The 13,954-nt window shown below is 67.4% G+C and carries 8 protein-coding genes and 1 pseudogene; all 9 read left to right on the top strand.

All coding sequences use genetic code 11. The features are described 5' to 3' along the window. Positions 1-207: pseudogene (locus tag THIARS_RS14740) on the top strand (methyl-accepting chemotaxis protein); the annotation flags it as partial. 145 nt (positions 208-352) lie between these two features. Further along, positions 353-1,171: a CheR family methyltransferase gene (locus tag THIARS_RS14735; RefSeq protein WP_094161547.1), complete on the top strand. Its 819-nt coding sequence runs from the start codon at positions 353-355 to the stop codon at positions 1,169-1,171. Then, positions 1,168-1,728, top strand: a complete 561-nt coding sequence (locus tag THIARS_RS14730) for a chemotaxis protein CheD (RefSeq protein ID WP_094161546.1) — start codon at positions 1,168-1,170, stop codon at positions 1,726-1,728. Before THIARS_RS14735 ends, THIARS_RS14730 begins: the two co-directional genes overlap by 4 nt. Before the next feature lie 31 nt (positions 1,729-1,759). Next, positions 1,760-2,839, top strand: a complete 1,080-nt coding sequence (locus THIARS_RS14725; RefSeq protein ID WP_094161545.1) for a protein-glutamate methylesterase/protein-glutamine glutaminase — start codon at positions 1,760-1,762, stop codon at positions 2,837-2,839. A gap of 84 nt (positions 2,840-2,923) precedes the next feature. After that, positions 2,924-4,474: a methyl-accepting chemotaxis protein gene (locus THIARS_RS14720; protein WP_141202430.1), complete on the top strand. Its 1,551-nt coding sequence runs from the start codon at positions 2,924-2,926 to the stop codon at positions 4,472-4,474. Between the two features lie 180 nt (positions 4,475-4,654). Beyond that, positions 4,655-5,428: a hypothetical protein gene (locus tag THIARS_RS14715; protein ID WP_094161544.1), complete on the top strand. Its 774-nt coding sequence runs from the start codon at positions 4,655-4,657 to the stop codon at positions 5,426-5,428. Between the two features lie 237 nt (positions 5,429-5,665). After that, positions 5,666-10,162, top strand: a complete 4,497-nt coding sequence (locus tag THIARS_RS14710; RefSeq protein ID WP_094162162.1) for an EAL domain-containing protein — start codon at positions 5,666-5,668, stop codon at positions 10,160-10,162. Next, entirely contained in the window at positions 10,159-10,557 is a 399-nt protein-coding gene (locus tag THIARS_RS14705) for a hypothetical protein (protein WP_094161543.1), read from the top strand. Before THIARS_RS14710 ends, THIARS_RS14705 begins: the two co-directional genes overlap by 4 nt. Continuing rightward, on the top strand, positions 10,554-13,922 hold the full coding sequence (locus THIARS_RS14700; protein ID WP_094161542.1) for an EAL domain-containing protein: 3,369 nt from the start codon (positions 10,554-10,556) through the stop codon (positions 13,920-13,922). Before THIARS_RS14705 ends, THIARS_RS14700 begins: the two co-directional genes overlap by 4 nt. Positions 13,923-13,954: the final 32 nt, after the last annotated feature.

Genomic DNA, 13,954 nt, shown 5'->3' with positions numbered 1-13,954 from the left:
CTCGCCGCCACCGCCGAGGAAATGAACGCCCAGGCTTCCCAGTTGCAGGACACCATGCGCCAGTTCAGGCTGGCCGACGGGGGCGCGGCGCGCCAGGCGCCGGCTGCGCCCGCGCCCAAGCAGGCCAAGCGCACGACCCGAAAAACCGCCACAACCCCGGCCATGGTCATGGCCACGCCCGGTGATGCGGAGTTCGTCCGGTTCTGAGCGCCCCAGGGGCGGCACGCCGCCCCCGTGGGGGCCAAGAAAACCTGGGAGCGGCCCGGCGTTTCCTTGAGAGCCGATTTCCCCGCGCCTGGACAACCAAGGCGGCATGAAGCCCTTCGCGACAGATACACCTACGCAACTTCAAATGAGCGAACTCACCGATACCGAATTGGCCGGCTTCAGCAAGCTGATGTTCGAAGCCGCAGGCATCACGCTGGCGCCGACCAAGAAGGCGCTGGTCAGCGGGCGCCTGGCGCGCCGGCTGCAAGGCGCCGGTTGCGCCACGTTCACCGAATACCTCCGGCATATCCAGCGCGACGCGAAGGAACGGCAGCAGGTCATCGACATCCTGACGACCAACGAAACCTATTTCTTCCGCGAACCGAAGCACTTCGCCTACCTCGCCGAACAGATCCTGCCCAAAGTCGAGCCCGGCCGGCCGTTCAGGGTCTGGAGCGCGGCGTGTTCCAGCGGCGAGGAGCCCTACAGCACCGCCATGGTGCTGGCCGAGCGGCTGGGGTCGCGCCCCTGGGACATCATGGCGTCCGACATCAGCACACGCATTCTGGAGCAGGCGCAAAGCGCGGTGTATCCGATGGAGCGGGCCGAGAAAATCCCGCAGCCCTATCTGAAGGCCTACTGCCTCAAGGGTGTCGGCGCCCAGGCTGGCTACTTCACCTTGCAGGCCAGTCTGCGCGAGCGCGTGCAGTTTCGCATCGTGAACTTGAATGCGCCTTTTCCCGACATGGGCCCGTTCGACCTGATTTTTCTGCGCAACGTCATGATCTATTTCAACAGCGAGACCAAGCGCCAGATCTGCCACCGGCTGGTCGACGCGCTGCGCCCGGGCGGCCACCTTTTCGTCGGCCATTCCGAAAGCCTCAACGGCCTCGACGTCCCGCTGCAGGCCGTGCAACCCGCCGTGTACCGCAAGGATCCTGGGGCGCCGCGGAAGGGACTATGAACGCGCCGACCTGGCCCAGAAACCTGGCCATCCAGGAAGAGGAGCCCCTGGAAATCTTCCTGCAGCCCGGCGAGTTGTATTTCGGCGAGGGGCGCACGCGCGTGCGCACCCTGCTCGGCTCCTGCGTCGCCGTGACCGTCTGGCACTCCCGTCTCAAGATTGGCGGCATGTGCCACTACATGCTGCCCAGCCGCGCCAGGCAAGGCCGGCATGGACACGACGCGCTGGACGGTAAATACGCGGACGAGGCGATGCTGATGTTCCTGCGCAGCATGCGCGCGGCGCGCACGCGCCCCGAGGAGTACGACGCCAAGCTCTTCGGCGGAGGGCGCATGTTCGACCATGCGCACCGCACCCCACATGCCGGCTACACCGATGTGCCGCTGAAAAACGTGCTCACCGGCCGCGAGCTGGTCAGGCAGCATGGCCTGAAGCTCAAGGCCGAGCATCTGGGCGGCCAGGGACATCGCAACCTGATGTTCGAGATCTGGAGCGGCGACGCCTACCTCAAGTTCTGGGGCCAGGACGCGCAGCAGCGCACGCACGGTCAGGCCTGACCCAACACAAACCCTAAACGGAGCTCGCGTCATGGCGATTCCCAACAAAGTCAAGGTATTCATCGTCGATGATTCGGCCGTCGTGCGGCAGGTGCTGCAGGCCGTGCTGCTGCGCGACCCCGGCATCGAGGTGATCGGCACCGCGCCCGACCCCCTGTTCGCGCTGCAGCGCATGCAGCAGGGCGCGTGGCCCGATGTCCTGGTGCTCGACGTGGAAATGCCGCGCATGGACGGCATCACCTTCCTCAAGAAGCTGATGGTCGAGCACCCCTTGCCGGTGGTGATCTGCTCCACGCTCACGGAAAAAGGCGCCCAGATCACGCTCGACGCGCTGGCCGCGGGTGCTGTCAGCGTCGTGACCAAGCCGCGTGTCGGCCTGAAGGACTTCCTGGTGGAGCAAACCACTGAACTGGCGCAGACCATCAAGACCGCCGCGCGCGCCAACACCAGCAGCCTGCGCACAGCGGCCCGGGCGCCAGCGGCCAAGCCCGGACTCGCTCCCGCCGTCCAGTCCACCACCCCGCACGTGCTGGCCGACACCACGGAAAAAATCATCGCCATGGGCATGTCCACCGGTGGAACCCTGGCGCTGGAGCGCGTTTTGACCCAGTTGCCGCGCACCCTGCCCGGAATCGCCGTGGTGCAGCACATGCCGGAAAAATTCACCGCGACCTTCGCCGAACGCCTCGACAGCCTGTGCGCGCTCGACGTGCGCGAAGGCCGCGACGGCGACCGCCTCACCCCGGGCCTGGTGCTCATTGCTCCCGGCGGGCGGCACATGCAGGTACGGCGCAGCGGTGCGCAGTACCACGTCGAGGTGCGCGACGGCCCGCCGGTGAACCGCCACCGCCCCTCGGTCGACGTGCTGTTCCGCTCCGTGGCGCAATGCGCCGGGCGCAATGCCCTGGGCATCATCCTCACCGGCATGGGGGACGATGGCGCACGCGGCTTGAAGGACATGCACGACGCCGGCGCACGCACCGTCGCCCAGGACGAACAGAGCAGCGTGGTGTTCGGCATGCCCAAGGAAGCCATCAAGCTCGGCGGCGCGGACCGCATCCTGTCCCTGGAGGACATTCCCGCGGCAATGGTCGAATATGGACGGATGTAACCCGGAGTTTCCCCACTCCAGTCCTGCCGATCTGTGCCGTCAACCTTGCATGCACAACAACAACCTGAACGAGGAGACTGAGCCATGACGGCATTCAACAATATGCGCATCCGCACCCGCATGACCATCGGCTTGATCGGCATGGTCGGCGTGATCGTGCTCAACGCCGTGCTGGCGCAGATGCAGATCAAGGAAATCAACGCGGAATTCGGCGAAATCGTCCAGGTCCAAACGCGGCGTGTCGAGTTGCTGAACGTTTTTTTCGACAACTTCCAGGACACCACCGCCACGCTCTACCGCGCCATGCTCAACCCGGTGCGGGACGGCGGCAATCTCGCGGACATGCAGGCGCACCTGAAAAAGAATCAGCGCAGCACCGGCGAAGTCTTCAAGGCCTTGGAAGCCTTGCCGCCAGACCCGCAAATCGAACAGGGCTTGACCAGGATTCGGGCGCTGATCGCCAAGAACCGGACTGTCCAGCAGCAAGCCATCGCCTTGATGGAGCAAAACCTCTACCCTCAGGCAGGCACCATCTACACCCAGCTCGCCCAGCCCGTGGTGCTGAAGATGCGCCATGAAATCGAGCAGCTGATCGAGTCCCAGAAAACCCAGATGCACGCCGCCTACGAGGCAAGCCAGGCCCGGTATGTCAGCGGCCTACGCCGCAATCTCCTCATCTCCCTGGGTTTCGTCATCGCGGCCATTCTCGGCGGCATCTGGATCACGCGCTCGATCACGGGCCCGCTGAGCCAGGCCGTGGGGGTGGCCCAGCGCGTGGCCGACGGCGACTTGTCGGTGCGGGTTTCCGCCTCGTCGCGCGACGAGACCGGCCAGCTCCTTCATGCCCTGGGCACGATGGTGGCCAAGCTCACCGCCACCATCACCGCGGTGCGCGCCGCCGCCGACAACCTGTCCTCGGCCTCGACCCAGGTCTCCAGCACCTCGCAAAGCCTGTCGCAGTCGGCCTCGGAGCAGGCCGCCTCGGTGGAGGAAACCTCCGCCACGCTGGAGCAGGCCACCACCTCGATCAAGCAAAACGCCGACAACGCCCGCCTCACCGACGCCATGGCGCAGCAGGCTTCGTCCCAGGCGCGTGAGGGGGGCGCGGCGGTGCAGCAGACGGTGGCGGCCATGCAGTCGATCGCCGAGCGCATCTCGATCATCGACGACATCGCGTATCAAACGAACATGCTGGCGCTCAACGCGGCCATCGAGGCCGCCCGCGCCGGCGAGCATGGCAAGGGCTTTGCCGTGGTGGCCGCCGAGGTGAGGAAGCTGGCCGAGCGCAGCCAGGTCGCGGCCAAGGAGATCGGTGATCTGGCCTCCTCCACCGTCAAGCAGACGGAGACCGCCGGCCAGTTGCTCGCGCAGATGGTGCCGGCCATTGCCAAGACTTCGGACCTGGTGCAGGAGATCAACGCCGCCAGCGAGGAGCAGGCCACCGGCATGCAGCAGATCAACCAGGCCGTGGCCCAGCTCAATGCCGTCACCCAGCAGAATGCCTCGGCCTCGGAAGAACTCGCCGCCACCGCCGAGGAAATGAACGCCCAGGCTTCCCAGTTGCAGGACACCATGCTCGTATTCAAACTGGATGCGGAAGCTTCGCGGGAGACCGAGGCTGAGACTGAGACTTAACCTGCAGGCCGGCTTGAAGTAATCTGTGCGCGCACGGCATCCCGCCGTCCCCACGGTTGGCGTGAAACGGGGCGGGGCAGGTTCTCAACGCAGCAGCACACGTCGCGCGAATGCCCAAGCTTGCCGAGACCACGGCCAGCGCGGGCTTTCGCTTCACTCCACGCTCAAGCAGGCCAGACCATGTCCGAGTTGATCCAACACCTTCCGATCTCCTGGCGCCAAGCGCTGGTGAAACTCTTCCCGCGCTGGTTCAAGCCCCTGGACCGCTCGGCTTTCTCGCAAGCCGGCGTCATGGACCGGCGCACCATCATGCTGCCGATGATCGGCGACCAGCAGAGCAAGAGCTATTACGACGTCGCCGAGATGTGGGCGCGCGAGCGACTGCGCGCGAAAAAACATCTGCAGGAAATCCTCGGCGGCCAGACGGACTACGGCGACCCGGACCATGCCGCGAGTTCATTCGCCTGCGAGGTGGGAATCTGGCTGCGCTTCGTCGACGTACCGGGCATGGCCGAAACCCTGGACGACCTGCGCATGTGGCACGACCACTGGCACCAGGAACTCGCCAGGCTGATCGACCTAGCCAACGAGGGGCAGCGCGGCCCGGTCGAAGACGCCATGCGGCCCGGGCGCGGCTCCTGGTCCTACGCCGCGCGCCGCGTCAACTACCTGCTGGAATCGTTGTGGGAGCAGAAAGTCCCGGTGGGACTGCAGCTGCGGCTGGACGACATGCCTGCCGGCGAATGGATCGACGCCGCGCTGCTGCATGAAACCGCGCCCGGTGCGGCGCTGACCCTCTCCCTCGAAACCCGGCTCGACGCGGGGGCGAGCGTGGTCCTGCGCGATGCCGCCAAGCCCGAGACGCAAGAACGCCGCTACCGGGTCAAGCTTTGCAGGCCCGGACAGCGCGGCAGACAGGATCAGGGCGTGTTTATCGCCTATCTGGTGCCCTGACCGGGGACGCCATGTTCAGCGGCGGGATTCCGGTGCAGACGCCCAAACCTGACGATATCCCGACCCCGACATCGACGCGGATCGTCCGAAGCCCATGCTGGCAAACCGGATAAACCGCGTAAGCGTGAAAGATTTCGCGTTTTGTGACGTTTTGTTGGACTGTCACCCCCGCTTGGCATTTGTGACGATGCTGTAATCGGGGATCAAATGCCCCATTTGCGAACCATCGCCACGCCCATGTCCGTCTCCACCGCCAAGCCCCGGGAAGTGCGCAGCTTGCTGCGCCTGGTCCTTGCGGCCAACGTCGCGCTGGCACTGGCGGTTGCCGCGATGCTCTACGGGCGCTACACGGACATCCAGTCCACCGCGGGCAAGCTGCTGGCCAGCCAGTCCGCGTTCTGGGCCGATTCGATGACCCAGCGCTACGCCGGCATCCAGACGGTGTGCAATATTGCCCGGGAAAAGCTCGCCGACCATCCGGGCGTGTGGGACGAGCCGCGGGCGGCCCGCGCCTGGATGCTGGACGTCCTGCCGCAGCTGCCGTTCATCGACCGCATCGACCTGCTGTCCCATCAAGGCCGCCTGGTCGCCTCGACCCGGGAGCTGCCGCCCGTCGCCGCATCCAAGACAAGCCCGAACTTCAGCGACGAACTGCGGCGCGCGCAGGCCTTGAACGGCACGGTCCAGATCGGCCGGGCCATGCCCGGCGCCGCGCGTGGAGGCCATCTGGTCACCCCGGTGCGCTGCGCCGTGCCGACGCCCGTCGCCGGACGCCCGGGCCTCCTGATTTTCGTCATGCAAACCGAGGACATCCTGCAAACCCTGCGCGCGCAGGCCAGTTCGATGAACGACGACGCCCACGTCCCCACCGTGGGCCTGATGCGCAACGACGGCTATCTGCTCGCCAGACTGCCGCAGGCCTCTCCCAGCGCCAAGGCGGCCCTCCTGCTGCGTCCGTCCCGGGGCATCCTGGCGCGCACGCTGACCCGGCAGCCCCAGGCCCGCAGCGGCGTGGCCTCGGGCTGGGTCGAAGCCTCGGGCCAGCACCACATCGTGGCCTGGCAGCGCCTGGCGGGCTGGCCCGTCGCCGCCTTCGCCAGCGTGCCCAGCTCGGTCATCATGCAAACCTGGATCAGGCAGGTCGTTCCACTGCTGTCGACATGGCTGCTGTTGCTCGCCGTGCAGGTGGTGGCCGGATTGTGGATCCAACGCCTGCACGGGCAGCAACGCAGGCTTGCGCGGTTCAATGCGGCGCTGGCGCGGATGAGCCAATGCGCCGCCACGGCTCCTGACGCGGCCACGCTGTACCAGGCGTCCTGCGGATTCGCCGTCGAGCAGGCCGGCATGCAACTGGCCTGGATCGGCGAACCGGACGCCGACCGGCAGTTCCGGATCCTGGCCTCGGCTGGCGACACAAGCCAACTCGACGGCCCGGCCGCGTCCAAAGACCGGGGCCCTTGCGAACGCGCCTGGCGCGGCGGCCTTCCGATCTTCGGCCCAAGCGACGACGCCATATCGGTCACCCCGTGGAAACAGCGCACCGGCGCGCATGGTTTCGGCGCCTGCGCCGCACTCCCGATCCGACAAGGCGACGAGATCAAGGCCGTGCTGTCGGTCTACCACGCCCGGCAAAACATCTTCGATGCCGAGCTTGGCGGCTTGCTTGAGCAGATGGCGCGGGAGATCGGCCGCGGACTCGACCGGCTCGCCCTGCTCGCGGCGGAGCGAGAGGAACGCGAGAGCCGGCAGCGCCAGCAGGAAATCCTGCAATCCATCCTGGCCGAAATCGACACCCTGATCGCCGCGCGCAGCGAGGCCGAACTGCTGCTCAGCGCCTGTACCCGGCTGCTGGAAAGCGGCTTGTTCGTCGCGGCCTGGGTGGGCCAGCCGGATGCCGAAGGCCGGTTGCAGGTTCTGGCGGCGGCGGGAAGCGGCGCCGAGGTGCTGAGCGCGGCGCCGGCGCCCGTGCTGCGCCAAAGCCCCGCGCTGAAGCGGGCATGGGAAACCCAGGAGCTGACCCTCGACACCGAGCCCGATTCGCCTTTGCTGCAGCCCTGGGCGCCTTACGCCTTACCCGGCTTGGAACTGGCGGGCGCCCTGCTCGTCATCCACCGCCATGACGAGCCCTGGGCCCTGCTCGCCCTGGTGGCCCTGAACAAGCGGGATCTGGACGAGGCCATGCTCGGCATGCTGCGCCGCGTCCCCGAACTGCTGGGGCGCGCCCTGACTGAACTCGATTTGAAGGCCGACCTCAAATCCGAGCAATCGCGCCAGGCCTATCTGGCGCGGCACGACATGCTGACCGGCCTGCCCAACCGACTGATGCTGGAAACCCACTTGCCGCTGGCCATGGCCCGGGTGCGGCGCCAGGGCAGCCTGCTGGCGGTGGGCGTGATGGACCTGGATGATTTCAAACCCGTCAACGACACCTGGGGCCACCAGGCCGGCGACGCCCTGCTCAAGCAACTCGGCCAGCGCCTGAAGGCTGCTGTGCGCGACACCGATCTCGTCGTGCGCCTGGGCGGCGATGAGTTCGTCGTCGTCCTCGAGGGCCTGGGGCGCGAGGACGATCTCGCCATCCTGCTCAACCGCTTGCACACCGTGGTCGAAACCCCGTTCAAGCTCACCGGCGACGTGGAAGCCCGGGTCGGCATGAGCCTGGGCCTGACGCTGTACCCGAACGACCAGGCCGATGCCGACCTGCTGCTGCGACACGCCGACGCGGCCCTGTACGCCAGCAAGGCCCACAAGGCCGACCGGCCCATCTGGTGGCAGCGCTGGCGCGAAGGCGCCAGCAACGAACACACCGCCCCGGTCGTGCTGCAGGCCATGGATCCTTACGGCGAAGAGGCCCGGCGCCTGTTCACGCAGGCGCAGACGCATCTCGCACATGCCGCGGGCCATTTCGTCGAGCAGTTCTACACCCAACTGGCCGACGACGACGCCGCCGCCGAGATCATGCATCGGCTGGACGCCGATGAACTCGCCATGCTCAAGCGCCGGCAGACCGGCCATTTGCACCGCCTGCTCGCGCCCAATCTGCACGAAATCGACCACCGCAAGGAAGCCACCCTGATCGGCACCCAGCATGCCCTAGCAGGCGTGTCGACGCACAGCCTGGTCTCCAGCCTCGGCTGGTATCTGCAACAGTTGCACGAACTGGCCGCCGGCATGCCCGGGCGCATCCGCGACCGGCAGCAGCTCGCCCACGCCATGTCCGGCCGGCTCCAGGTCGAGCTGGAAACCCAGACCCATGCCGCGCAGAGCCTGCGCGAACACTACCAGCAGGCCCTGCTGAACCTGGAGCAAAGGCTGCAGGACATCACCCAATGGGCCGACGTGGCGCGCACGGTGCTGGACGCCGTGGCCAAGTTGCCCGGCATCAAGGCCACCGTGCTGTACAAACCCGACGCGCTGGGCCGCTTCGTGCCCGAGTTCACCGGGGGCAGCTTCGACGCCTACCTGCAGTCCATGCACGACCGCGAAGTGGCGCCGCTGAATTTCGACGAACAAAGCGCCTTCAGCCAGTCTCCGCATCCACGTTGCTGGCGCAGCGAACGCATCGAAACCAATGCCAGCTACGTCGCCGATGCGCGCATGGCGCCGTGGCGCGAGTCCGCGCATGCGGTGGGCATCCGCAGTTCGGCGGCCGTGCCGGTCAAGGACGGCCGCGACCGCATGCTCGGCGTCTTCGGCCTGTATGGCGGCGTGCCGGGCATGTTCGAAACCCAGGAGATGCGGCGCTTCATGCAGTCCATCGAGCTGCTGTTCGAGCGCGCGGCGCGCGGCCTGCACGTGGCGCAGGGCGGAACGCTGCTGGCACGCGAGCGACGGGCCTGGCGTTTGCGCCTGTTCAATGGCGGACTCGAGATGTACGTCCAGCCCATCGTCGATCTGCGCACCGGCAAAGCCGACAAGGTGGAGGCGCTGGCGCGCCTGCGTCTCGAGGACGGCAGCATCATCAACCCCGTGCAATTCCTGCCGTGGTTCGGGACCGCCGAACTCATTCGGCTGTTCACGCTGGGATTGGAGCAATCGCTGCGGCAGGTCAGCGTCTGGGACGCGCAGGGCCTGCGCCCCGACATCTCGCTCAACCTGCCGCCCGAAGTGCTGCTGCACCCCGACTGCGCGACATGGGTGAGCCAAGCGCTCGCGCAGTTCGGGATCGAACCCGGGCGCCTGCACCTCGAAATTCTCGAGGATGCCGAATTCCAGGACGGCGAGCGGCGCGACGTCGCCGTGCATGCCCTCGCCGCGCTGGGCGTCCGCCTGGTGATGGATGACCTCGGCTCGGGCTACAGCAGCCTGCTGCGCCTGCGCACCCTGCCCTTTCACATCGTCAAAATCGACCAGGGACTCGTGCGCGAGGCCGGCAAGGATCCCGAGCGGGTGATCCGCTTCATCGGCTCGCTGGTGCGCATGGCGCAAAGCCTCAAGCTGGGCGTGGTGGTGGAAGGCCTGGAAACCCCCGACCTCGTCGAAGTGGCCGCGGTCCTGGGTGCCGACGCCGGCCAGGGTTACGCCTTCGCCCAGCCCATGCCGGTGCATGATTTCGCGTCTTGGACCGCCCAGTTCAAGACCGCATCCCTGTCGCAGCCGCCGCAGACCCTGCTGGGCAGGCTCGCCAGGCAGTGGATCCTGGAAACACCGGTCGACTTGCCGGCGCTCGGCGGCAGTGCAACCAGGTCCGACCCGCACGACCGGCTACCTGGCCCCATGAGGGCGGCATCATGAACAGCGAGGCGAAAGACCCCACCAGCAGGTTGGTGGACGTGGACTGGAACGATCCGAAGCTGCAGGAGCTGCTGAAGAAGACCGAGAGCCTGCGCCTCGACAACCGGGGCATGTTCAAGGCGCGCCGCGTGCTGCTGCGCCGCTCCTGGCATTCCAGCGGCGCGGCCAGCGAGGTGCTGCTGGTGGCCGATCCGGGCGGCGGCAAGCTGACCATTCTGGCCGATTTTCCGCTCGACCGCGGCGACCCCGTGACCCTCGACAAGGAGCTCGCCGGCAACGCCGAGGCCGGAATCCTGCTCTGCGAGGTGGTGGGTTGCCGCCGCGGCAGCAGGCCCGAGGACGCCGGACGCGAAGTCTTCGTCATCGATCTCCTGGGCAGCCCGCGCCGCCGATGAAAACCCCAAGCGCCGATGTCTCCGCGGGCCTGCTCGATGTCTCGACGCAGATCCTGCACGACCTGGCCGCCGGCAAGCCGCCGGAGGATCTGGCCGTGCGCCTGTGCCTGCTGGCCGAGCAGCAGGCGCCAGGGCGCATCGCCAGCATCATGATCATGCGCGAGGACGGGCTGCTTCACGTGCTGGCCGCGCCCAGCGCGCCCTCGGACCTGCTGGCGGCGCTCGACAGCCTGGCCCCGGGACCCCACGCCGGCTCTTGCGGCAACGCGGTCTATCTGCGCGAGCCCTGCCTGGTGGGCGACATCCCGCACGACACGCGCTGGGACGCGCTGCGGGCCGCGGCCGAAACCTGGGACCTACAGTCCTGCTGGTCCTGGCCCATCTGGCGTGACGATCGCATTCTCGGCACCTTTGCCCTCACCGGAACCCAAGCGGGCTCGCCGACGCAAGCCCACCTGGAACTGCTCGAATTCTCCGCCTCCCTGGCCGGCGTCCTGCTCAACACGCAAAGCCAGCTGCAGGAAGTGAAGGCCGGGGCGGCCCTGCAACAGGCCATGCTGGACAACTCGCTGGTGGCCATCGCCCTGACGAATCGGCGCGTGTTCCGCAAGGTGAACCGCCGCATGGCCGAGATGTTCGGCTATGCCGGCCCCGAAGACCTCGCCGGCCAATCCGCGGAGGTGATCTATCCCACGCGCGCCGACTTCGAGCAAATCGGCGACGCGCTCTATTCCGCCCTCAAGCGCGGAGAAGACGTGCGGCGCGAGCTGCAACTGCGCCGCGCCGACGGCAGCCTGTTCTGGTGCGAAATCTCAAGCCGGCTCATCCCGACCGAAACCGGCCACTTCGATGCGGTGTGGGCCATGCGCGATCTGAGCGATCGGCGCGCCGCGCAAGAGCGCGTGGAATGGCAGGCGCGGCACGACGCGCTCACCGGACTGCCCAATCGCCACGCGCTCAACGAAACCCTGCCCCTGGCCCTGAGCCGCGCCAAGGAAACCGGGCAAGGCATGGCCGTGGGCCTGCTCGACCTGGATGATTTCAAGCTCGTCAACGATCAATGGGGCCACCTGGCGGGCGACGCCGTGCTGCAGAAGTTCGCCGGGAATCTGCAATCCGCCCTGCGCGAAGGCGACATCGCCGCGCGCATGGGCGGCGATGAATTCGTGCTCGTGCTGCAGGACTTGCGCGACGATGCCGATCTGGCCGCCCGGCTGCGCGCCATCGAGGCCGCAGCGACGCAGGACTGCGCGCTGCCCGAGGGCTGCAACACGCGCCTGGGCCTGAGTCTGGGACTGTCCCTGTATCCATCCGACGGCGCCGAACCCGACACCCTGCTGCGTCGTGCGGATGCCGCCCTCTACAGCGCCAAGCTGCACAAGGCGGACCGTCGCGACTGGTGGCTGCGTTGGGGACAGAAAGTCGATGTGGAGTTCATCGAAACCAGCCAGGAACATGCGCACGACGACCCCTACGGGACCCACGCCGACCATCTCCTGCAGCTGGCCCTTGGCCATTACGCGCCGGCCGTCGATGAATTCGTCGCCGCGTTCTACGAAGCCCTGCGCCAGGATCCGGAATCGCTCGAGGTTCTCACCCACCTCAGTCCGGATGAATTCGCCCATCTCAAGGCACGCCAGATCGATCACCTGCGCCGGCTCCTGTCGCCGGATCTGAGCCGGCAGGAACATCTGCAGATCGCGGCGCGCATCGGCCATGTCCACGCCCTCGTCGGCGTGCCCACGCGAGCGCTGGTGCGCGCCACCAGCATCTATCTCATGGGGCTGAACGACCTCACCGCAAGCCTGCCCTGCCACCCAGGTGACAGGCGCAGGCTGACCGGCGTGCTGTCGGCACGCGTGCAGATGGAACTGCAAACCCAGGTGGAGGCGGCGCAGGCTCTGCGCGAGCAGTACCAGGCCTACGTCTTCGCCCTTGAGAACTCCATGCAGAGTTGCACGGCGTGGGCTGAGTTCATGCAGTCCGCGCTCGACCAGCTGATCATTCTTCCCGGCATGAAGGCCGCCATGATCAGCGCGCCCGACGACACGGGCGAATTCGTCATCGAGCTTTCCGCCGGGCTGGAACCGTATGCCCAGGCCATGGTCCGCCACTATGGCAAGGTACGCATGCCCCGGCTGCAGGATGGCGCCGCCGAAAGCCGCGGGCCCACCTCCTGCGCCTGGCAGAACGAACGCATCTGCACCCTGGCCAGCTATACCCTGGATGCCAGCGCCGCGCCATGGCGGGAGGCCGCGCGCGAAGCCGGCGTCCGCAGCGTCGCGGCGATCCCGATCCGCGACCGCCATGATCACGTCGTGGCGGTGTTCTCGCTGTTCGGCGGCTACCCCGCCATGTTCGAACGTCGCGCGGCGCGCGGCTTCCTCGAGAATCTGGGCCAAACCCTGTCGCGCGGCTGGCAGCGGCTGCAGACCCAGAATGCAAGCCAGCCGACCCCCATAGGCAAGCGACTGCTGTGGCGCCAGAGCCTGTTCGACGACGGCCTGGAAATGCACATGCAACCCATCGTCGACTTGCAGGCAGGCCAGCCTTATATGGTCGAGGCGCTGGCGCGGCTCCGGCTTCCCGGCGGCGAACTGGTCACGCCCGGAAGTTTCCTGCCCTGGTTCGGCCGCCCCGAACTCACGCGCCTGTTCCGCGCCGGCATGGCCCAGTCCCTGCAAGAACTGGCCGCCTATGAAACCCATGGCATCCACCTCGGTGTGAGCGTGAACCTCCCCCTGGATGTGATGCAATCGCCCGACTGCGCCCCATGGGTGACACAGGCGCTGACGGCCACCGGCATCGCCCACGACAGGCTCTACCTGGAAATCCTGGAAGGCACCGAATTCGACGACCCCGAACGGCGCGACAGCGCGGTGCGCGCGCTGGCCGATGTCGGCGTACGCCTGGTGATGGACGACCTCGGCTCGGGCTACAGCAGCCTGTTGCGCCTGCGTACCCTGCCCTTCCATACGGTCAAGATCGACCAGGGCCTGGTGCGCGAGGCGAGCATGGATCCGGAACGGGTGATCGGCTTCATCGGCGCCCTGGTGCAGCTGGCGCAGAGCCTGGGCCTGTGGGTGGTCGTCGAGGGGCTGGAAACCCCCGATCTGGTCGAGGCTGCCACGCTGCTCGGCGCCGACGCGGGCCAGGGTTACGCGCTGGCCAAGCCCATGCCGGCCGGCGAGATCCCCGCCTGGGTGCGTGCGTTTTCCAGCGAGGTGGATCCGCAGCGCCCGCGCACGACACTGGGCCGCCTGGCGCAAACGTGGATGGAGCAGCACCGCAACGCGGCGGCGGACCGCTCGGCGCGGCAACTGCTGCGCAACACGCTCGGCAACGCGCGACACGCCGCCCCGTAAGCGGCGGCCAGCGCTGTGGGTTTGAACTGCGA

The organism is Thiomonas delicata, assembly GCF_900088825.1.
Taxonomy (GTDB): domain Bacteria; phylum Pseudomonadota; class Gammaproteobacteria; order Burkholderiales; family Burkholderiaceae_C; genus Thiomonas_A; species Thiomonas_A delicata.
Note: the sequence above shows the minus strand (reverse complement) of the source record. Positions and strands in the feature narration are given on the sequence as shown.